Annotated in this window: 20 protein-coding genes and 1 pseudogene; 10 read left to right on the top strand and 11 right to left on the bottom strand. The window is 58.7% G+C overall.

The genetic code is table 11. The annotated features are described in order from the left end of the window. Positions 1 to 4 precede the first annotated feature (4 nt). The 4 genes from KHQ26_RS09165 to KHQ26_RS09150 form a co-directional block, all read right to left on the bottom strand. Positions 5 to 475 (bottom strand): PTS sugar transporter subunit IIB, encoded by a 471-nt coding sequence (locus KHQ26_RS09165; RefSeq protein WP_020805206.1) that lies wholly within the window; start codon positions 473 to 475, stop codon positions 5 to 7. Between the two features lie 14 nt (positions 476 to 489). Then, positions 490 to 912, bottom strand: a complete 423-nt coding sequence (locus tag KHQ26_RS09160) for a PTS sugar transporter subunit IIA (RefSeq protein WP_020805199.1) — start codon at positions 910 to 912, stop codon at positions 490 to 492. A gap of 99 nt (positions 913 to 1,011) precedes the next feature. Next, a complete protein-coding gene (locus KHQ26_RS09155; RefSeq protein ID WP_020805205.1) occupies positions 1,012 to 3,777 on the bottom strand; it encodes a sigma 54-interacting transcriptional regulator in 2,766 nt (921 codons plus the stop codon). Between the two features lie 108 nt (positions 3,778 to 3,885). Next, positions 3,886 to 4,707 (bottom strand): GNAT family N-acetyltransferase, encoded by an 822-nt coding sequence (locus KHQ26_RS09150; protein WP_020805211.1) that lies wholly within the window; start codon positions 4,705 to 4,707, stop codon positions 3,886 to 3,888. A 32-nt stretch (positions 4,708 to 4,739) separates the two neighbouring features. Here KHQ26_RS09150 and KHQ26_RS09145 point away from each other — a divergent pair, with 32 nt between their 5' ends. Together KHQ26_RS09145 and KHQ26_RS09140 are read left to right on the top strand one after the other, a co-directional pair. Then, the gene (locus tag KHQ26_RS09145) at positions 4,740 to 5,273 is read left to right on the top strand and encodes a GNAT family N-acetyltransferase (protein ID WP_002887560.1); all 534 of its coding nucleotides are present in this window, start codon (positions 4,740 to 4,742) and stop codon (positions 5,271 to 5,273) included. 69 nt (positions 5,274 to 5,342) lie between these two features. Then, a complete protein-coding gene (locus KHQ26_RS09140) occupies positions 5,343 to 6,206 on the top strand; it encodes a MurR/RpiR family transcriptional regulator (RefSeq protein WP_002887559.1) in 864 nt (287 codons plus the stop codon). On the opposite strand, the gene KHQ26_RS09135 is transcribed toward KHQ26_RS09140, so the two are convergent. The 5 genes from KHQ26_RS09135 to KHQ26_RS09115 form a co-directional block, all read right to left on the bottom strand. After that, complete coding sequence (locus tag KHQ26_RS09135; protein ID WP_004178521.1) at positions 6,203 to 6,802, bottom strand: 2-dehydro-3-deoxy-6-phosphogalactonate aldolase; 600 nt, start codon at positions 6,800 to 6,802, stop codon at positions 6,203 to 6,205. The genes KHQ26_RS09140 and KHQ26_RS09135 overlap by 4 nt on opposite strands. Beyond that, positions 6,789 to 7,661 carry a 2-dehydro-3-deoxygalactonokinase gene (locus KHQ26_RS09130; protein ID WP_020805197.1) on the bottom strand — a complete coding sequence of 291 codons (873 nt, stop codon included), beginning with the start codon at positions 7,659 to 7,661 and terminating at the stop codon, positions 6,789 to 6,791. Before KHQ26_RS09130 ends, KHQ26_RS09135 begins: the two co-directional genes overlap by 14 nt. Before the next feature lie 9 nt (positions 7,662 to 7,670). Continuing rightward, positions 7,671 to 9,158 (bottom strand): sodium:solute symporter family protein, encoded by a 1,488-nt coding sequence (locus KHQ26_RS09125; protein ID WP_004182852.1) that lies wholly within the window; start codon positions 9,156 to 9,158, stop codon positions 7,671 to 7,673. Between the two features lie 185 nt (positions 9,159 to 9,343). Beyond that, positions 9,344 to 9,736, bottom strand: coding sequence for a RidA family protein (locus tag KHQ26_RS09120; RefSeq protein ID WP_002887555.1), 393 nt, complete (start codon positions 9,734 to 9,736; stop codon positions 9,344 to 9,346). A 10-nt stretch (positions 9,737 to 9,746) separates the two neighbouring features. Continuing rightward, positions 9,747 to 11,186 (bottom strand): N-acyl-D-amino-acid deacylase family protein, encoded by a 1,440-nt coding sequence (locus KHQ26_RS09115; RefSeq protein WP_002887553.1) that lies wholly within the window; start codon positions 11,184 to 11,186, stop codon positions 9,747 to 9,749. On the opposite strand from KHQ26_RS09115, the gene KHQ26_RS09110 reads away from it, so the two are divergent. Continuing rightward, positions 11,164 to 11,343 (top strand): hypothetical protein, encoded by a 180-nt coding sequence (locus tag KHQ26_RS09110; protein ID WP_009485350.1) that lies wholly within the window; start codon positions 11,164 to 11,166, stop codon positions 11,341 to 11,343. The genes KHQ26_RS09115 and KHQ26_RS09110 overlap by 23 nt on opposite strands. A gap of 43 nt (positions 11,344 to 11,386) precedes the next feature. Continuing rightward, on the top strand, positions 11,387 to 12,607 hold the full coding sequence (locus KHQ26_RS09105) for an amino acid deaminase (protein WP_029496943.1): 1,221 nt from the start codon (positions 11,387 to 11,389) through the stop codon (positions 12,605 to 12,607). A gap of 118 nt (positions 12,608 to 12,725) precedes the next feature. Here KHQ26_RS09105 and KHQ26_RS09100 read toward each other — a convergent pair whose 3' ends face one another. Next, complete coding sequence (locus tag KHQ26_RS09100) at positions 12,726 to 13,742, bottom strand: Ldh family oxidoreductase (RefSeq protein ID WP_009485353.1); 1,017 nt, start codon at positions 13,740 to 13,742, stop codon at positions 12,726 to 12,728. A gap of 212 nt (positions 13,743 to 13,954) precedes the next feature. Between KHQ26_RS09100 and KHQ26_RS26025 the strand changes: the two are divergent. Next, a pseudogene (locus KHQ26_RS26025) lies at positions 13,955 to 14,219 on the top strand (FAD/NAD(P)-binding oxidoreductase); the annotation flags it as partial. Positions 14,220 to 14,222: 3 nt separating this feature from the next. Here the strand turns inward: KHQ26_RS26025 and hpaR are convergent. Further along, on the bottom strand, positions 14,223 to 14,663 hold the full coding sequence (hpaR, locus tag KHQ26_RS09090) for a homoprotocatechuate degradation operon regulator HpaR (protein ID WP_002887503.1): 441 nt from the start codon (positions 14,661 to 14,663) through the stop codon (positions 14,223 to 14,225). 64 nt (positions 14,664 to 14,727) lie between these two features. Between hpaR and KHQ26_RS09085 the strand changes: the two genes are divergently transcribed. The 5 genes from KHQ26_RS09085 to hpaD are packed head-to-tail and all read left to right on the top strand — an operon-like array spanning position 14,728 to position 18,665. Beyond that, positions 14,728 to 14,892, top strand: coding sequence for a hypothetical protein (locus KHQ26_RS09085; protein ID WP_020805208.1), 165 nt, complete (start codon positions 14,728 to 14,730; stop codon positions 14,890 to 14,892). 57 nt (positions 14,893 to 14,949) lie between these two features. Further along, positions 14,950 to 15,582 (top strand): fumarylacetoacetate hydrolase family protein, encoded by a 633-nt coding sequence (locus KHQ26_RS09080; RefSeq protein ID WP_004146085.1) that lies wholly within the window; start codon positions 14,950 to 14,952, stop codon positions 15,580 to 15,582. Then, positions 15,579 to 16,343 (top strand): fumarylacetoacetate hydrolase family protein, encoded by a 765-nt coding sequence (locus KHQ26_RS09075; protein WP_004146933.1) that lies wholly within the window; start codon positions 15,579 to 15,581, stop codon positions 16,341 to 16,343. The genes KHQ26_RS09080 and KHQ26_RS09075 overlap by 4 nt, the downstream gene beginning before the upstream one ends. After that, positions 16,340 to 17,806 carry a 5-carboxymethyl-2-hydroxymuconate semialdehyde dehydrogenase gene (gene hpaE / locus KHQ26_RS09070; protein ID WP_002887494.1) on the top strand — a complete coding sequence of 489 codons (1,467 nt, stop codon included), beginning with the start codon at positions 16,340 to 16,342 and terminating at the stop codon, positions 17,804 to 17,806. Before KHQ26_RS09075 ends, hpaE begins: the two co-directional genes overlap by 4 nt. A 1-nt stretch (position 17,807) precedes the next feature. Next, positions 17,808 to 18,665 (top strand): 3,4-dihydroxyphenylacetate 2,3-dioxygenase, encoded by an 858-nt coding sequence (gene hpaD, locus KHQ26_RS09065; protein ID WP_002887492.1) that lies wholly within the window; start codon positions 17,808 to 17,810, stop codon positions 18,663 to 18,665. The last annotated feature ends 4 nt before the right edge of the window (positions 18,666 to 18,669 follow it).

Below are 18,669 nucleotides of genomic sequence, written 5' to 3'. Positions count from 1 at the left end.
GGAATTACACGCATTCCGCAAAAAGCTGTTTGCGATCGTTCGGGACCTGGCGAATCTCCACTTCGACGCCCTTGCCCACCAGTTGTTGTAGCTGTTCTATTTCTGTCGGCAGTAAATTAATCGCCTTAGAGATATTTTTACTGCCCTCTTTAGCCTTTATTCCGCCAAGATTTATGCTTTTTATTTCGTCGATGGCGCTGGCAACACGCCAGGCGTCATTAACCGACTCCACAACAATAAATAAATTATATTTATCGGTAACCCCGCTTTTTATTGCCTCAATAGAATCATTTATATTTTTAATCACCAGCTTCACCGAGGGCGGTTTGGCAAGCTTAATGGTGGTTTTCCGCAACTCATCGCCAGGGACGCTATCGTTGGCGATTAAAATACAATCGGCGCCGACATATTGGGTCCAGGAAAAGGCCACCTGGCCGTGAAGTAATCGATGGTCTACCCTTAATAATGTAATCATCATGCTTCCTCATTTCAGAAGTCTTTATCCATAGTCATCGCGCTGGCAATCGTTTGATTGCAGTACTGAATGCTCTCTTTGGCGTTTGTTAATGCCTCGGTAATTAATTTTTCGGTATCGTCTTCCGCTGCGGAAATCAGCAAGTCAATAATTAACGGCAGATTTAAACCGGATAATAAATGGAAATGTGGGCGAGATAAAAAACGAACAAACTCGTTATTCACGCTACCGGCAAAAATATCCGTAATCACGATCAACTCATCCTGCGCCGGGAAACGCGCCACTAGCGCTTCCACCTGCTGCGTCAGATCGGCCTCTTCTTCCACGTAGGCACACAAGGTATGTATATCGGGTTGTTTACCGAGGATCAGTTCCACGGAGTTCAACAAACCGTTAGCAAAGCTGCCATGGCTGGCAAAAATATAGTGTCGTTTCATCCTTACCTCGAAAGCGCATTCCACTGCTTTCTTAATTGCAACCGACGTGCCAGAAACAGTGGCGCGTCGGCTAACGCAAGGATAAAAAGAAGAGATGTGTTAAAAGTCTTGATCTTCCTGAATAAATTCCGTTTCCCGCGTCAGGATATCGTGAATGTAGCAGAGCTCTACAACGGGAATTTTGACACTATACCCGCTCTCTATGACACTAAAGGCCTCGCGTAGCGTAGCCAGCTCGCGATCCGGACACTGCCCTCCAGTGTATTGGGCTGGGGAAGCGTGACGAATTAATCGCTCTATCAGACAGCTGATATGCACATACAGCGCGACCTTACGATCGTTAGGTACATCGCGCCCGGCCAGATGCTCATAGCGCAGCAAAAACTGCTCAACCTGGTTGATCACCTTAGCCGTATCGAGGATCGTCACCGACTCGATCACCCGGCGCAGCGAAAAGTTTTTCAGGATCAGGTTGTTGATCTCGCTGACCTGCTCCGCCGTCGCCAGTTCGCCAAAAATGCGCATCAGCGGACGACTCCCTTCGCCAGAGATCAGCGAATCCAGCGAGATCCATGGTAGATCGGCAAGATGCGGATCCAGGGTGCCGACGATCGCCAGCACCTCATAGCGGCTTAGCATCGGCTCCCGTCGCGCGGGATCGGCAAGGGTCTCCACATCGCAGGCCACAATATCAATGCCAAGCGCTTCAGGAATGCTGGCTTTTAACAGCGCCGACAGATTCGCCGCCGCGCCCAGACCGGTCGCGCAGGTGGTTAAAATCGCCCGCGGCTTATCGGTTTGCGGGTAATAGAGCTGGTGCTCAACCGCAAGGTCATCGCCGATCTCGCGTACGATATCTTCCAGCATAACGCCCTGCAAAATGCGCTCCCCGACGTACATCGCCATACCGGTGGAGACATTGTTGATGATCGCCATCGGCGTACTCAGGCGACGATTAAAATGGCGGTGAATGGCGTTCAGCGATCCCATGTCGACCAGGATTATCAATCCTGATGCCAGGGCATGGCTCTCTATGTAGGCCATCACCTGGTTAGCGATAGCCTCCGGCGTCACGTCCAGCGGCATATCGAATGACTCAAAGAGCTGGCTTTTCAGCAAGCGGTTCGCCACGTTGGCGATGCTGCTGGCGGTAGCGTAACCGTGAGCGAGAATTATCGCCCGGGTCACCTGCTGCTGGCTGATGGCACCATTCTTGTGGAACCACAGCACTAACAGCAGCAGGTCGATACGCTGGGGTTCAATATCCAGCTTCAGCGTCAACGCACCGAGGATCGCTTCGCAAAAGCGATACAGCAGCGGAAACTTCTGTACCAGGAAGTCCTCCAGCTGGCGGGCTTTTTCATTGTTTATCGTGGACTGCGGCTGTCGGGATCGGTGGATCAGGTAGTGGCTCAGCGCGTAGAGGCAGTTGCCGTTAAACTGGATATTGAAGCGCTTTTCCAGGCGATAATACTCCTCCCGAACCTGATGAGCGATCAGCAGCAGCATCTGCGAGCTACTGGAGTCATGATTATCAAAGATCAACCGATCGAAGAGGGTTTCAATCTCTTCCCCCATGCTCCTTTGCGCCTCTTCCCAGACCGTTTTTTTATTCAGCACCGCTTCATACTGCGCCAGAACCCGACACTGAACGTCATAGATCAGCCCCTGTACCGGGTCGCGCGCGCGCAGCAGCCAGACCAGGCTGGTCTGCGGCTCGATAAGCAGCGGCTCCTGCTGGCCCATCGCTTCGCTGAGCGCTGGCGTCGCGGCCATGACATTTTCCGGCAGATCGTGCAGCGTCACGGTCAGCATTTCGCGACCCGGAGACCTGGCCCAGGCTGACGCCACGGCGTACTTCACCACATTCTTCAGCTCGCCGACGTTGCCCCGATAAACATACTGCGTCAGGACCTGCAACAATCGCGGCGTTAGTTGCAGCCGGGCGGCAAGCGTGCGCGCCTCCTGCCAGAAAAACTGTAGCGTTAGCGCCTCCTTCTCCTCGCGGCTACGGTGTTGAAGATCGGGCAAGCTAACAAGGATCGGAATTCGGCGCAGGAAGGTGGTGAGAAAAGTGCTGTGAATATCTTCGGTGGTGGCAAACACCAACCGCAGCGAAATCGGCAAGCCTTGCGCGGTATCCCCCACCCGGTAGATCTCCTTACGATCCAGCCAGGTGAACAGCTTCTCCTGTCCCTGAGCATCCAGGCGATGGACCTCATCGAGAAACAGCATCCCGCCGTTTGCCGCCTCAAACGCCCCCGCTTTATCGCTCTGCGCACCGGTAAACGCGCCTTTGACGTAGCCAAACAGGTTGGCGGCCAGCAGCTCCGGATTACTCGCATACTGCGCGCAGTTAAAGCTCACAAAGGGGGCATCGGGCGCCAGCAGCCCCTGGGCGATGGCAAACTCATGCATCAGCTCAGCCATATAGCTTTTGCCGGTCCCGCTGTCGCCGGTGATCAGCAGCGGTAGCCCGCCGTTAGGATAAAACAGCGCGGTTTTCATCTGCTCAATCGGTTTACGCAGGCTGCCGTCATGCCCGGTCAGCAACGAAAAATGGTCCGCCTGCTCCGGCTGGCGGTCGCTCTCCGCGAGTAACTCCGCCATGCTGGCATACTCACTGCGGGAAAGCGGGTAGAACTGCTGGCAAAAGGCTTTTTTATGCAGAAAATAGACCGGCCGGGTGTTGATTTTCACCAGCACGTCCTGAGCGACCAGCTGATTGAGATAATGGCTGGCGGTATTTCTTTGCATCGCGAAACGCCGGGCCAGCCAGCTGGCGGTAAAGACCTCGCTCAGGTTATCCGGATCGAAAAAATCGGTCTGATTTTGCAAAAAAGCCAACAGTTCCGTTTTACGCATCGCATCCCCCTCTTCGCCATTACGAAGGGATATGATGCGGGAAAAGAGAGGCTTATCGACGGCCCATGCTGTTTTTTGCGGTCCAGCGCACACTCCTGGCTAAGCCGACTACGCGTCGGCCAGATCCATCGTCATTTCATACTGCTGCAGCGAGAGCGGCGTATATCCGGCCGCGGCAAACAGCGGCGTAAAAGTTTCCGGGACCGTCACCGAAGTACCAATGCCCGGGAACTGCTGCGCCAGCGCCATCAGCAGCTCACGCGCCAGCCCCTGGCGGCGGGCGGCGGGCTCCACCCACAAAAACGACAGTACAGGGCGCGAGCCCGCCGTCGTTAGAACCGCGAAGGCGCGATGTTCCAGCGTCACGACCTGACATGGCAGAGTGGCGAAGGTAAGCGGATCCAGCAGCCAGGGAAGCTGGCTGTTACTCTCCTCAATGGCGCGCCGAAGCAGGGACAGGGTGGGATAAAGCTGCAATACGCCCGGCACCGGGGGCAGAAGTTCTGTACTCAGGTAGCCGCAGAGCCCATAGCGTCGCGTAAAGCCCAGCGACTGATACAGCGCGACGGCCGCATGGTTATCGCGGATCACCTCCAGGAATACCGTCTCGATCCCCTGCTGTTGCAAAAGCATCAGCAGCTCCTGCATCAGTTTCCGGCCCAGGCCTTTGCCGCGCCAGGCCGGGCGCAGGGCAAAGGCCGCCAGGCGAGCGGCACTCCCCCGGCGCGCGACGATCGCGATCGCCGCCGGTTCATCTCCGGCCAGCCAGACGCGGGAATCGACCAGGCTCATCCCCTCGGCGCTAAAACGCTGAACAAATCCCTCTACCGACTGGGTAACAGGCACCAGGTAGGCTTCAAAACAGGCGTTGAGAATATCCGTTAACTGCACGCTGCTGAACTGCGTGGCGGGAACGGCGGTCAGCTCCATACTTTTCTCCCGAAGGCTGCTATGCTGAGGTGATGAAAACTAACACTATAACTGCCGGTGCCGTATTACGCCTGACTCAGGAGAGCGATATCGCCCTTCTGCCCGCCATTGAACGTTCTGCCGCCCAGGCATTTCGCCAGATCCCTTCTCTCGCCTGGCTGGCGGACAGCGAGGTGATTAGCGTTGCGCGCCATCATGATTATCTGGAAACGGAGCATAGCCTGCTGGCGGTAGCCGCCGGGCAACCCGTTGGCTTTATTCTGACCGAACCGCTCGACGATGCGTTATTTATCGTCGAAGTCGCCGTCCACCAGGCCTGGCAGCAACAGGGCATCGGCCGGATGCTGCTGGAGCGGGTTATTGAGAGCGCACGGCAGATGGGCTACCCGGCGGTAACCCTCACCACCTTCCGCGAGGTGCCGTGGAATGCGCCGTTTTATACCCGTCTGGGATTCGCCATGCTCGATGAGCTGACCCTGCCCGCCGGGCTGGCGGCAAAAAGGGAACAGGAGACCCGGCACGGCCTGCCGCCCGAGTCGCGCTGCGCCATGCGCCTGGCGTTGTAGACTTCAGCACTGATTTCAGCGGCGCAATATGGTACAAAGTACCATTCAAAACTTACCCGTTGTTACCGTATGTCCTGGTCAATCGATATTATTTCCTGCATAACCGATCGCTTTGTGGAACTCACGGCGACCGAAAAACGCATTGCGCAGTTTATTCTCGATGATGTCGCGGCGGCGGCGGAGCTGCCCATCGCCGAGATAGCGCGTCTGACGCAAACCAGCCAGGCTTCGGTCACCCGTTTTGCCCGGGCGCTCGGCTGTAAAGACGTCCGCGAGCTGAAGATGAAGCTTGCGCAATCTCTTGCGGTCGGCCAGCGGTTTATCCTCGATGTTCCGGATCTCGAAGGCGTCCAGGGGATCTATGAGTCAATCATCAGCGTACTGGAGACCAACCGGCGGGCGCTGGATATCGAGGCGCTGAAGCGCGCGGTGAGCTGGCTGAGCGATGCGCGGCAGATCCTCGCCCTGGGGATGGGCGGCGGTTCGACCATCTGCGCTCAGGAAATTCAGTATCGCCTGTTTCGCCTCGGTCTGCCGGTAGTCAGCCAGAGCGATGGTCTGCTGGTACGCATGATGAGCTCGGCGGTGACGCCGCAGGATGTGGTGATCGTGCTGTCTCTGGGCGGCTATACCCGGGAAATCATCGAGAGCGCGGCGATTGCCAGCCAGTACGGCGCGAAGGTTATTGCGATTACCCCCGCCGGAACGCCGCTGGCTGAACAGGCGGATCTGGTGCTACCGCTGCTGGTACGGGAAAACGACTATATCTTTAAGCCCAGCACTTCCCGTTACGCGATGCTGGCGATGGTCGATGTGCTGGCCACCGAACTGGCGATGGCCAACAAACCCCAGGCAAAAGGCAAATTACGCCGTATTAAGCTGGCGCTCGACAGCCACCGCGGCGGCGTCGATCGGCAGCCGCTGGGGGACTAACTTTTACTGGCGGAGATAAACCTCTCCGCCTGCTCGCGGGTACGTTCCACGGCCTGTCCGGCGCGATAAAGATCGCTGCCCAGACCGGCACCGGCGCACCCCGCCTGTATCCAGGTCGCCAGACTTTCCGGCGTCACGCCGCCGACCGCCAGCACCGGAACCTCCGGCGGCAACACCGCTTTCAGCGCGCGAATATAGTCCGCGCCGAATGCTGATGACGGAAAGATTTTCAGCCATTGCGCCCCGGCATCCAGCGCGCTAAACGCCTCGGAGGCCGTCGCGCAGCCGGCGCACACCAGCATCCCCTTATCTACCGCGCGGCGGATCACCGCCGGGGCCGTATTGGGCGTCACGATAAGTTTCGCCCCGGCTTCAGCGAGAAAATCAACCTGTTCAACCTTCAGCACCGTTCCCGCGCCAATCATCGCCCGCTCGCCAAACTGACGCACCATCGCCGGAATACTTTGCTGCCAGTCCGGCGAATTGAGCGGGATTTCGATATAGCGAAAGCCTGCATTTATTAGCGTCTCAATATGATCTGCCGCCTCAGCGGGTTGAATGCCGCGTAAAATCGCCACCAGCTTAATCTTGTCCATCAATCATCCTCGCTATACCCGAAAGAAACGCCGCCTCGCCGGAGCAACAGGAAACGGCTAACCCACGCGCCGCCATCGCCTGCTGATAACGGGCGTTGAGCGAGTGCTCACCAACCAGCACCACGCGGCTGGCGCGATAGCGTTCGCTGAATGTCGCCACCTCCGCGCCAATCAACAGCCCGGAGAGATAATCGCTCACCGAAGTCGCCGCCAGCGCGCCTAACACCCGCGCGGCGCGGGCGCTAAAAAGCCCGGACAATAACGCCGGCTGATTTAACCCTTTTTCTATACCGAGGGCGAAAGAGGCTTCATCCGGCAACTGCGCAGGCAGTTGCTGGCCGAGCAGCGAATGGTTAAGCAGCAGGTGATGCAGTTCGCCGGTCATCGCCGTGGCGAACTGGCGCACCACGCCGTTTTGCACCTGCACCCATTTGCAGTGGGTGCCGGGCATCACGTAACACTCCGCGGGCATCAGTTGCCAGGCGCCCAGCAGCTGCGTTTCTTCACCGCGCATTACGTCGTAATCTGCAGCCTGCGCCACTTTCAGCCCCGGCACGATCCACACTTTTTCCGCCACCTCATATAACTGACCGTTGAGTGCCTCCAGCGCCAGCGGGCAGGCCAGATAAGGCACCGGTTGCCAACCGGCATCGCTGCCGATCATGCCCGCCATCACCACCGGCAGCGCGGGGTCGCCGCGCCACGGCGCCAGCTGCTGCTGAAATACCGCTTCGGCGCGCTGCCCGTTCAGACGCGTGACGCCGCAGGGCAGTTTCAGCTTGTCGATGCATTCGCCATCACGCATCCGCCATGCCCGCAGCTGGGTGGAGCCCCAATCGACGGCAATATACTCGTTCATGATTGCCCCTTACCCGCGTGAGGTATGACGTTTGCCAATCGGCAGCGGCGGCGGCGTTGGGCGGCTTTCACGCTCGCGGGTAATCATCTCCAGCGCCTGCTCGCGGCTCATGCTGCTTGCCGGGGTCAGTAACGTCACCACAACCGAGGCCACCAGGCTCGTCAGCACCGCCGGAATACACGGGTTGCCCCAGAACGCCAGCCAGTCGCTATCCACCAGCACCGCAACCGATGCCCCGGCGCCGCCGGCCAGCGCGGCGACCGCGCCCTGCCAGTTAAAGCGTGTCCAGAAACGGCCAAGCATGGTGCAGATAAACATCCCGGACATAATCATCGAGATCATTTTGGTGATGTAGCTGATGATGTCGTTGGAGGTCAGGGCAAACAGCAGCGCCAGCGCAATCACCAGAACCAGGAAGATCCGCGACAGGCGAATCGCTTTCTCCGGCGCGGGCATATGGCCGGTCACCAGGGTGTAGAGGTCGCGCAGCATAATGGACACCGCGGCGATGGCATCAGAGCTGCCGGAAGACATATTGGCCGACATGCCGGCAATCAGGATCGCCATCGCCAGCACCGGCGGCAGCACCTGGGTGGCAAACAAGAAGGCGAAGCCGCTGTTCTCCAACTGCGGGTTCATGGTCCATACCGCCATACCGATGATCGCCGGCAGGAAGGAGAATCCCAGATACAGCAGGCCGGTAATCGTGAAAGAGTGGCGTACCGAAGAGACGGTCTTCGCCGAGTAAATACGCTGGCGATAAGAAGGCGTCGCCAGCACGCCGACGCCGATCACCATCGCCAATGATAGCGCCGGCAGCACGCCTAATTTATCGACCGCGAACAGGCTTTGCGCCGCCGGATCGACGGCCTGCTGAATATGGCTCCAGCCGCCAACGTGATGAACCGCCAGTATCGCCATTAAAATAAAGCCCACGAACAGCACGATCGATTGAATGGTATCGATCCACACCACCGCGGAATAGCCGCCGATACCGACATAAACCACAAAAGCCAGCGCGATAATAATTTTCGCGACATTAATATCAATGCCGCTGGCCCACGCCAGATATAATCCGCCGCCTAATATATGCGCCCCCAGCCAGCCGATAGAGGCAATAAAAATAAGTATCGCGACGAGGTTTTTAATAATTTTACTGCCGCCGGTGTAATACGACATTTCTTCACTCATGGTCATGAAGCGAAGTTTACGTACCGGTGCAAATAACCATGCCACCAGCAGGATCCCCACCGCGCCGCCGAGGCCGTAAAGCATCCCGGCCCAGCCGTTGCTGTAGCCAAAGCCGACGGCGCCGACGCTGGAGCCGGTCCCCACCATGGTGCCGACCGTCGAACCGAGAGTGAGGATCATCGGCAGCGAACGACCGCCAAGTAAAAAGTCTTCGCCGGTTTTCTGTTTGCGCGAAACGTACCAGCCTAAGGTAATCATCGCGCAGGCATAAACGGAAAACCAAATCATAAATGACATATTATTCATGGCTCACATCCAGACGTAATAAATAATATTCGTGCCGCTGAATATTATGAGTTAACAGGAACCATGCCTGAAAAAAGGCATAGCGAACCCAGTGGCACCGATTTATTTATTCACTCTGGTGCCGATATCACACTTTTTTGATGCTCCCTCCCGCAAAGGGAGGGATTTATTTTAGGTTTCGAGCGTTATTGTCGCGCAGCGTTAAAACAGGTCACATCCACTTCGACTTTACAATCCACCACCAGGTCCGCTACGCAGCAGATGCGGGCAGGCGGGTTGTCGCCAAAGAACTCGCGAAATACCTTATTGAACGACTGAAAATAGCGCGCATCGGTGAGGATCACTTTAACATGCACCACGTCGGCCAGGGTGTAGCCCGCTTCGGTCATGATATCTACGCAGTTCTGAATCGCCAGACGCGACTGGTCGACAATCCCGCCTTCCACGACTTCGCCATTTTTCATCGGCGTCTGGCCGGAAACGTACAGCCAGCCTCCCGCTTCCACCGCCCGCGCGAACGGCAGGTGCTGCCCGCCGGTACCGGTACCACCTTCTACGCCATAACGCTTGATACTCATACTCAACTCCTTAGTCCATCCGACGACGCAGGAAACGCCCTGCCCGTCCGGTAATTTTCTTATCACTGCCGTAGCTCATCACGCCGTTGACCATCACCGCCTCAATGCCGTCCGCCGGTCGTTTCGGGTCGGAGAAACTGGCGACATCGCGCACCGTCTGCGGGTCAAACAGCACCAGGTCGGCAAAGTAGCCAATTTTCACCAGCCCGCGATCCGCCAGCTGGAAGCGCGCCGCCGACAGCCCGGTCATCTTGTGTACCGCGGTAGTCAGCGGGAATAGCTGCTCGTCGCGGCTATAGTGGCCGAGCACCCGCGGGAAGGCGCCCCACAGGCGCGGATGCGGCATCGGATCGTTCGGCAGCCCGTCAGAGCCAATCATGGTGACCGGATAGCGCATCACCCGCCGTACGTCCTGCTCATCCATGTTGTGATAAATAGCGCCCGCCGGCATCAGCCGCGCCGCGGCGTCGTGCAGGCTCACCTGCCACTCATCGGCGATCTGCTGCAGCGTTTTCCCCGCCTGCTCCGGCTGCGCTTCGGACCAGGTAATCACGATATCAAACTCGTCGGTCACCTGTTTCATATCCAGCGTCGATGAGCTGGCTGAATAGGGATAACAGTCGCAGGCGATATCCTGCTGCTGGCGCATCTCATCGAAAAACGCCAGCGTCTCTTTGGTACGCCCCCAGTTTTTTGCCCCGGCGCACTTGTGGTGCGAAACCACCACCGGCACGTTGCCGTGACGGCCAATACGGAAGGCTTCGTCCAGCGCCTCGAGAATCGGCTCAAACTCTGAACGTAAATGGGTGGTATAGACGCCCTTCCCGGCCGCCAGCTCTTCCGCCAGCGCCATCACCTCCTCGGTGGTCGACTGGAAGGCGCTGGCGTAGGCCAGCCCGGTACTGAGCCCTAATGCTCCCTGGCGCAGCGCATCGCGTAGCTGTACGCGCATGCCGGCGATTTCCGTCTCGTTCGCCGGACGAAACAGATCGTCCATATGGTTATTGCGCAGCGCGGTGTGACCGATTAACGTGCCGACGTTCAGCGACGGTCGCGCCGCCTCCACCGCATGGGCATAAGCCTCCACGGTGGGATAGATAAAGTGTTGCTGCTCGCCGAGGAGATTCATCGGGTCCGGCACTTCCCCCCGCATGGTGGCGGTCGCCGCACTGATCCCGCAGTTGCCGACGATCACCGTCGTCACCCCCTGGCTGAGCTTCGGCAAGTACTCCGGCATGCGGATCACGTTGATATCATCATGGGTATGCACATCAATAAAGCCCGGCGCCAGTACCCGCCCCTGGCCATCAATCACCTGCTCCGCCGCAACGTCCAGCGCCGGGGCGATAGCCATAATTCGATCGCCCTTCACCGCCACATCAGCACGGTATTGCGGCCCGCCGCTCCCGTCGATCACCGTGACGTTTTTGAAAAGCCAGTCAACTTTCATAGCAATTACTCCCTTTCGACATGCCGATAAGTTAACCATTTACAAGCGCAAAAAACAGTGGAAAACTACGCAAAACTCAGATCGTTTTGTGATACTTTTATTCAAAACGAATAACATTTTTATATTAAAAATATATTTATCAAATAGTTATAAATGATACCCAGCGACTAACCGATTATAAACCCTGAAAGGATAGTGTTATGAAATACCATTCAGCACCGATCATCCCGCACAAATCCGCCCTCATGTCCGCGCCGGCTAATCTGCTGGCGGAAGAGGTCTGTCTACCCGCCGCGCTGCTAAAAAAGTCGGCGCTGGAAAATAATATTTCATGGATGCAGCGCTACGCCGACGCCCGCGGCGTATCGCTGGCGCCGCATGGTAAAACGACAATGACGCCATGGATATTTCAGGCGCAGCAGCGAGCGGGGGCGTGGGGGATCGGCGTGGGCAGCGTCTGGCAGGCTAGCGCGGCAATGGCCAGCGGCATCCAACGCGTCCTGATGGTTAATCAGCTGGTCGGCAAAGCCAATATGCAGGTGGTCGCGCAGCTAAAAGCCCACTATCGGGCGGTGGATTTTATCTGCTGCGTCGATAGCGAGGTCAACGTGCGCGCCCTCTCCACATTCTTCGCAGACCAGGGACAAACGCTGGATGTGCTGATTGAACTTGGCGTGCCTGGCGGGCGCTGCGGCTGTCGTAGCGTTGATGACGCGCTGGCGCTGGCGCAGCGGGTAAGCGACCTGCCGGGGTTACGGCTACGCGGACTGGAATTGTATGAAGGGGTGCTGCACGGCGACGATCCGCAGCCGCAGGTGGAAGCGCTGTTACAGCAGGCCGCGGCGCTTGCCTGCCGCATGGAGCCGCTGGTTGACGGCGAATTTATTCTCACCGGCGCGGGCACCGTCTGGTATGACGTGGTATGCAATATCTGGCTGGCGGCGGCAAAACCGCGCCGCTGCCGTATCGTTATTCGCCCTGGCTGTTATATCACCCACGATCGTGGGATCTACGATCTCGCTCAGCAAGCGCTGATCGCCCGCGATCCGATTGCCTGCGATCTCGCCGGCGATCTCACTTCAGCGCTGGAGCTGATGGCGATGGTGCAATCGGTGCCGGAGGCGGATCGCGCGGTAGTGAATTTCGGCAAGCGCGACTGCGCTTTCGACGCCGGGCTGCCGCAGCCGATCGCCCATTATCGTAATGGCCAGCAGTTAGCGCTGCGCGCGGAGTCGATCGTCAGCACCGGCATCATGGATCAGCATTGTATGCTGCGCCTGGCGCCGGGCAGCGATGTGCAGGTCGGCGATATTCTGCTGTTCGGCACCTCGCACCCGTGTCTGACCTTTGATAAGTGGAAGACGTTGCTGCTGGTCGATGACGACTACAACGTGCTGGACGAGCTCGACACGCTGTTTTGACAGGCATCCGGATAGCGGCGCTTCGCGCCTTACCCGGGCTACACAACCCGCGACGTTCGGTAGCCCGGCTAAGCGTAGCGCGAGCCGGGGGATGTATCGGGTAGCGGCGCTTCGCGCCTTACCCGCCCTGGCGCAAGGCGCAAATCTCATCATGCAATGAACGACTGATAATGACCCCCTGCCGTTCACTCTGCTGGCGGCAGGCAAAACGCCGCTCGCCCGGCAGCCGCGCCCCTTGTTCCTGCATCCCCATGAACAGCGTTTCGGCGCGCGCCAGCTGCTCTGGTGCCTGCGCGCCGAGAAAACGCTGCGGATCCAGCGCCAGAATCAGCTCGCCGCCGTAGGGGAGACCGCCCGCGCCGTTATCCCACGCCAGCGATTCGGCGCTGGTCATATCGCCGATAAGCGGCCCGGCCAACAGCTCAACCATTGCCGCCAGCGCCGAGCCCTTATGGCCGCCGAAAGTCAACATCGCGCCGTTCAGCACCTCTGCGGCATCGGTCGTTGGCTGTCCCTGACTGTCGATTCCCCAGCCTTCCGGTAGCGCTTTGCCGGCGCGCTGATGCAGCTGGATCTCGCCGCGCGCCGCGGCGCTGGTCGCCATATCAACAATAAACGGCGGCTTATCCTGCCGCGGCCAGCCGAAGGCGATGGGGTTGGTGCCGAACAGCGGACGTGTGCCGCCCGCCGGGGCGACCCAGGCGTGGCTTGGCGTACAGGCCAGCCCTACCAGCCCTGCCTCGGTCAACGGCTCAATATCGGCAAACAGCGCGGAAAAATGAACGCAGCGATTAATTGCCAGCGCCGCAATGCCATTGTGGCGCGCCTTCTCCAGCAGCAGCGGCAGCGCGCGCTCGTAGGCCAGCAGTGAAAAAGCGCCCCCGGCGTCCGCCCGCGCAATCCCCGGCGCCTGGTCATGGATCTGCGGCTCGGCATCGGGCGATACCTTACCTTTGCGCAGGGTATCGACAATGCCCAACAGCCGCCACAGGCCGTGGGAAGCGCAGCCGTCGCGCTCCCCGGCGGTCACATTGCGGGCAATCGCCGCCGCGTGGTCGGCGCTAAATCCATTGGCGCTGAGTACCTCCAGCGCCAGGTCATAAGCTTCAGGTAACGATAGAGTTACCGACTCCATACTGTTCTCCTTTACTCTTCTTCGTCTCCGCTAAAGTTAGCCTGCGGCAGGCAGCTGCGCGCGCCCCAGTAGTAAATCCCCAACGACATCGCCGCCATCCGGAAGGTGAAGGGCGCGCGGCTGATTGCCCGCCCCTCCGTGCACAACGCGCTGTTTGAAACCGCCGACGGCGGCGGCGTGGTTTACTGGCAGAAACTGATCCTCTGCTGCAGCGCTGGCAGCGCTTCGCCGCGGCCATCAACCGCACCTTCCGGCTGGCGGAGTCGTTGAAAAACGCGGCGACGCCGGAGAGCCTGCTGTGCCGTTGCGAAGATGTGCGCTGCGGCGACGTGGCTGCCGCCGACGACTGGCTGCAGGCCAAACTGACCCAGCGCCTGCTGGCTGTATGGCTGGCCGCTGCCGCAGCCGAGAGAGCCGCTGTCCCCCGCCCGCGCGGAAACGCTTATTGCCCTCGCCAGGCTGAGCGCCGAGCCGTAACCGCTACTCTTCTTCATCGCCGCGCCCGGCAGGGACGCCAAGCGCAATAAACTCCTCCAGCAGGGAGGTCAGTTGCTGCAGCTTTTCCGTGGTGAACTGGGCCTCCAGCAGGCGATAGGTTTCTTCCACCTCCGCCTGGGCGCTTTCGTACAGCGCAGTTCCGGCAGGCGTCAGCGAGACGTACAGCTTGCGCTGATCGTTAACTGGCTTTAAGCGCAGCACCAGCCCATCCCGCTCCATACGCGTCAAAATACCGGTCAGACTGGGGCGCAGGATACAGGCGCGAAAGGCCAGATCGTGAAAGTCCATCGACGGACGTTCGGCGAGAATTCGCACGATCCGCCACTGCTGTTCGGTGAGATTGTGCCGTTTGACGATCGGTCGAAAGTAGGCCATCGCCGCTTCACGCGCCTGCAACAAGGCAATGGTTAATGAATCATGCATAGTATCCCCTCAACAGCCTCACCAAAAACTTATTAATAACTTAATAATTAGCGTTAATCCTGCCATGTACAACCGGTTTCTGCACCTGAAAAGTACCAGTCTTTTCCTGAAAAATATTCAAATTATTGATTTACAACAAATAAGTAATTGCTATGTAAATATTGTGTTAATCCGATCACAAAACATTCACTTCCAGTTGCTAAACCTCAGCGCAAAGCATAAAAGATGATCATTAATATATTAACGAAATCCCTTTGAACCGAAATCTGTCCCAGAGGAGTGGTGAATGAAAGGTACCATCTTCGCCGTTGCGCTCAATCATCGCAGCCAGCTCGACGCCTGGCGCGAGGCGTTTCAACAGGCCCCCTACAAGACGCCGCCGAAAACCGCGGTCTGGTTTATCAAGCCGCGCAATACCGTAATTGGCGATGGCGAAGCGATCCCGTATCCGCAGGGCGAGACCGTACAAAGCGGCGCAACGGTGGCGCTGATTGTCGGCAAAACCGCGCGTAAAGTGGCGGCGGAAGAGGCGGCGAACTATATCGCTGGCTACGCGCTGGCTAACGATGTGAGTCTGCCGGAAGAGAGTTTTTATCGCCCGGCGATCAAAGCCAAGTGCCGCGATGGCTTCTGCCCCATCGGCACGCTATCGGCGGTACGCAACGTCGACGATCTGACCATCATCACCGAAATCAACGGCCGCGAGGCGGATAGCTGGCATACCGGCGATCTGCAGCGTAATGCCGCGCAGCTGCTGAGCGCCTTAAGCGAATTCGCCACCCTCAATCCCGGCGACGCGATCCTTATCGGCACGCCCCACTCCCGCGTCACGCTGCGCCCCGGCGACCGGGTACGTATTCTCGCCGACGGTTTCCCGGCGCTCGAAAACCCGGTTGTCGCAGAAGGAGAGCTGGCATGAAACAGGCACGCATTGAATGGCAAGGACAGGTACGCGACGTGCTGGTCAATGAACGCGACCAGGTGCGCCTGGACGATGGCACGGTATTAAAAGAAGGTGAATTCCGCTGGCTGCCGCCCGCCGACGGCACGCTGTTCGCGCTGGGGCTGAATTACGCCGATCACGCCAGCGAGCTGGAATTTAAACCGCCAACCGAGCCGTTGGTGTTTATCAAAGCGCCGAACACCTTTACTGGCCACCAGCAGCAGTCGGTACGCCCGGATAACGTCGAATACATGCACTACGAAGCCGAACTGGTGGTGGTGATTGGGAAAACCGCGCGCCGCGTCAGCGAAGCCGAGGCTATGGATTATGTCGCTGGCTATACCCTGTGCAACGACTACGCGATCCGCGACTATCTGGAAAACTACTACCGCCCGAACCTGCGGGTGAAAAGCCGCGACACCCTGACGCCGATCGGCCCGTGGATCGTCGCCAAAGAGGCGATCCCGGATCCGCATAATCTGGCCCTACGCACCTGGGTCAACGGCGAACTGCGCCAGCAGGGCACCACCGCCGATCTGATCTTCAGCATCCCGTTCCTCATCGCTTATTTAAGCGAATTTATGACCCTGCAACCGGGCGACATGATCGCCACCGGCACGCCGAAAGGGCTATCCGATGTGGTGCCGGGCGATGAGGTGATCGTTGAAGTCGAGGGCGTGGGCCGCCTGGTCAACCATATCATCAGCCAGCAAGCGTATGAGGAGACACTGTCATGAAAAAGATTAACCATTGGATCAACGGTAAAAACGTTGCCGGCGCAGACTATTTTCATACCACCAACCCGGCCACCGGCGAGGTACTGGCGGAAGTCGCCTCCGGCGGTGAAGCCGAAATAAACCAGGCGGTGGCGGCGGCGAAAGAGGCCTTCCCGAAGTGGGCTAACCTGCCGATGAAAGAGCGCGCGCGCCTGATGCGCCGCCTGGGGGATCTGATCGATCAGAACGTCCCGGAGATCGCGGCGATGGAAACCGCCGATACCGGCCTGCCGATCCACCAGACCAAAAACGTGTTGATCCCGCGCGCCTCACACAATTTCGAATTTTTCGCCGAAGTATGCCAGCAGATGAACGGCAAGACCTATCCGGTCGACGACAAGATGCTGAACTACACCCTCGTGCAGCCGGTTGGCGTCTGCGCGCTGGTGTCGCCGTGGAACGTGCCGTTTATGACCGCCACCTGGAAGGTGGCGCCGTGCCTGGCGCTGGGGAATACCGCGGTGCTGAAAATGTCCGAGCTGTCGCCGCTGACCGCCGATCGTCTGGGCGAGCTGGCGCTGGAAGCCGGGATCCCGGCTGGCGTGCTCAACGTGGTGCAGGGCTACGGCGCCACCGCTGGCGACGCGCTGGTGCGCCATCATGATGTGCGCGCCGTCTCCTTCACCGGCGGCACCGCCACCGGCCGCAACATCATGAAAAACGCCGGCCTGAAAAAGTACTCCATGGAGCTGGGCGGAAAATCGCCGGTGCTGATTTTTGAAGACGCCGATATCGAGCGCGCGCTTGACGCCGCGCTGTTCACCATCTTCTCGATCAACGGCGAACGCTGCACCGCCGGCTCGCGCATCTTTATTCAGCAGAGTATCTACCCCGAGTTCGTTAAACGCTTCGCCGAGCGCGCCAATCGCCTGCGCGTAGGCGATCCGACCGATCCGAATACCCAGGTCGGCGCGCTGATTAGCCAGCAACACTGGGAGAAAGTGTCCGGCTACATTCGCCTCGGCATCGAAGAGGGGGCCACCCTGCTGGCCGGCGGCGCGGATAAACCGTCCGACCTGCCGGCGCATCTGAAAGCCGGCAACTTCCTGCGCCCGACGGTGCTGGCGGATGTCGACAACCGTATGCGCGTCGCCCAGGAAGAGATTTTTGGCCCGGTCGCCTGCCTGCTGCCGTTCAAAGACGAAGCGGAAGGGCTGCGCCTGGCGAACGATGTGGAATACGGCCTGGCGTCGTATATCTGGACCCAGGACGTCAGCAAAGTGCTGCGTCTGGCGCGCGGTATTGAAGCCGGGATGGTGTTCGTCAACACCCAGAACGTGCGCGACCTGCGTCAGCCGTTCGGCGGCGTGAAGGCCTCCGGCACCGGCCGCGAAGGCGGCGAGTACAGCTTTGAAGTGTTCGCCGAAATGAAAAACGTCTGCATCTCGATGGGCGACCATCCGATCCCGAAATGGGGAGTCTGATATGGGTAAGTTAGCGTTAGCAGCAAAAATCACTCACGTGCCGTCGATGTATCTGTCTGAGCTGCCGGGGAAAAACCACGGCTGCCGTCAGGGCGCGATCGACGGGCATAAAGAAATTGGCAAGCGCTGCCGTGAAATGGGCGTCGATACCATCATCGTGTTCGATACCCACTGGCTGGTCAACAGCGCCTACCACATCAACTGCGCCGACCATTTTCAGGGCGTCTACACCAGTAACGAACTGCCGCATTTCATTCGCGACATGACCTACGACTACGACGGCAACCCGGAGCTGGGCCAGCTTATCGCCGACGAGGCGGTGAAGCTCGGGGTGCGTGCCAAAGCGCACAATATTCCCAGCCTGAAGCTGGAGTACGGCACCCTGGTGCCGATGCGCTACATGAACAGCGATAAGCACTTCAAGGTGGTATCTATCTCTGCTTTCTGTACCGTTCACGACTTTGCCGATAGCCGCAGGCTGGGCGAAGCGATCCTCAAAGCCATTGAGAAATACGACGGCACCGTGGCGGTGCTGGCCAGCGGTTCGCTGTCGCACCGCTTTATCGACGACCAGCGCGCCGAAGAGGGGATGAACAGCTACACCCGCGAATTTGACCATCAAATGGATGAGCGGGTGGTGAAGCTGTGGCGCGAGGGCAAATTCAAAGAGTTCTGCACCATGCTGCCGGAGTATGCCGACTACTGCTACGGCGAAGGCAACATGCACGACACGGTGATGCTGCTCGGTCTGCTGGGTTGGGATAAATACGACGGCAAAGTGGAGTTTATCACCGAGCTATTCGCCAGCTCCGGTACCGGCCAGGTTAACGCCGTGTTCCCGTTGCCAGCGCAGGCGTAAGGGG

This window comes from Klebsiella sp. 10 (assembly GCF_018223925.1).
Taxonomy (GTDB): Bacteria; Pseudomonadota; Gammaproteobacteria; order Enterobacterales; family Enterobacteriaceae; genus Klebsiella; species Klebsiella pneumoniae.
This window is presented reverse-complemented; position numbering and strand designations above follow the sequence as displayed.

What these genes read in the sequence shown, in the direction of transcription:
- hpaD (WP_002887492.1), top strand. Translation starts at nt 17,808, where the DNA reads ATGGGTAAGTTAGCGTTAGCAGCAAAAATCACTCACGTGCCGTCGATG.
- hpaE (WP_002887494.1), top strand. Translation starts at nt 16,340, where the DNA reads ATGAAAAAGATTAACCATTGGATCAACGGTAAAAACGTTGCCGGCGCA.
- KHQ26_RS09075 (WP_004146933.1), top strand. Translation starts at nt 15,579, where the DNA reads ATGAAACAGGCACGCATTGAATGGCAAGGACAGGTACGCGACGTGCTG.
- KHQ26_RS09155 (WP_020805205.1), bottom strand. Translation starts at nt 3,777, where the DNA reads ATGCGTAAAACGGAACTGTTGGCTTTTTTGCAAAATCAGACCGATTTT.
- KHQ26_RS09165 (WP_020805206.1), bottom strand. Translation starts at nt 475, where the DNA reads ATGATTACATTATTAAGGGTAGACCATCGATTACTTCACGGCCAGGTG.
- KHQ26_RS09140 (WP_002887559.1), top strand. Translation starts at nt 5,343, where the DNA reads ATGTCCTGGTCAATCGATATTATTTCCTGCATAACCGATCGCTTTGTG.
- KHQ26_RS09105 (WP_029496943.1), top strand. Translation starts at nt 11,387, where the DNA reads ATGAAATACCATTCAGCACCGATCATCCCGCACAAATCCGCCCTCATG.
- KHQ26_RS09150 (WP_020805211.1), bottom strand. Translation starts at nt 4,707, where the DNA reads ATGGAGCTGACCGCCGTTCCCGCCACGCAGTTCAGCAGCGTGCAGTTA.
- KHQ26_RS09085 (WP_020805208.1), top strand. Translation starts at nt 14,728, where the DNA reads ATGTACAACCGGTTTCTGCACCTGAAAAGTACCAGTCTTTTCCTGAAA.
- hpaR (WP_002887503.1), bottom strand. Translation starts at nt 14,663, where the DNA reads ATGCATGATTCATTAACCATTGCCTTGTTGCAGGCGCGTGAAGCGGCG.
- KHQ26_RS09125 (WP_004182852.1), bottom strand. Translation starts at nt 9,158, where the DNA reads ATGAATAATATGTCATTTATGATTTGGTTTTCCGTTTATGCCTGCGCG.
- KHQ26_RS09100 (WP_009485353.1), bottom strand. Translation starts at nt 13,742, where the DNA reads ATGGAGTCGGTAACTCTATCGTTACCTGAAGCTTATGACCTGGCGCTG.
- KHQ26_RS09160 (WP_020805199.1), bottom strand. Translation starts at nt 912, where the DNA reads ATGAAACGACACTATATTTTTGCCAGCCATGGCAGCTTTGCTAACGGT.
- KHQ26_RS09080 (WP_004146085.1), top strand. Translation starts at nt 14,950, where the DNA reads ATGAAAGGTACCATCTTCGCCGTTGCGCTCAATCATCGCAGCCAGCTC.
- KHQ26_RS09115 (WP_002887553.1), bottom strand. Translation starts at nt 11,186, where the DNA reads ATGAAAGTTGACTGGCTTTTCAAAAACGTCACGGTGATCGACGGGAGC.
- KHQ26_RS09130 (WP_020805197.1), bottom strand. Translation starts at nt 7,661, where the DNA reads ATGAACGAGTATATTGCCGTCGATTGGGGCTCCACCCAGCTGCGGGCA.
- KHQ26_RS09145 (WP_002887560.1), top strand. Translation starts at nt 4,740, where the DNA reads ATGAAAACTAACACTATAACTGCCGGTGCCGTATTACGCCTGACTCAG.
- KHQ26_RS09135 (WP_004178521.1), bottom strand. Translation starts at nt 6,802, where the DNA reads ATGGACAAGATTAAGCTGGTGGCGATTTTACGCGGCATTCAACCCGCT.
- KHQ26_RS09120 (WP_002887555.1), bottom strand. Translation starts at nt 9,736, where the DNA reads ATGAGTATCAAGCGTTATGGCGTAGAAGGTGGTACCGGTACCGGCGGG.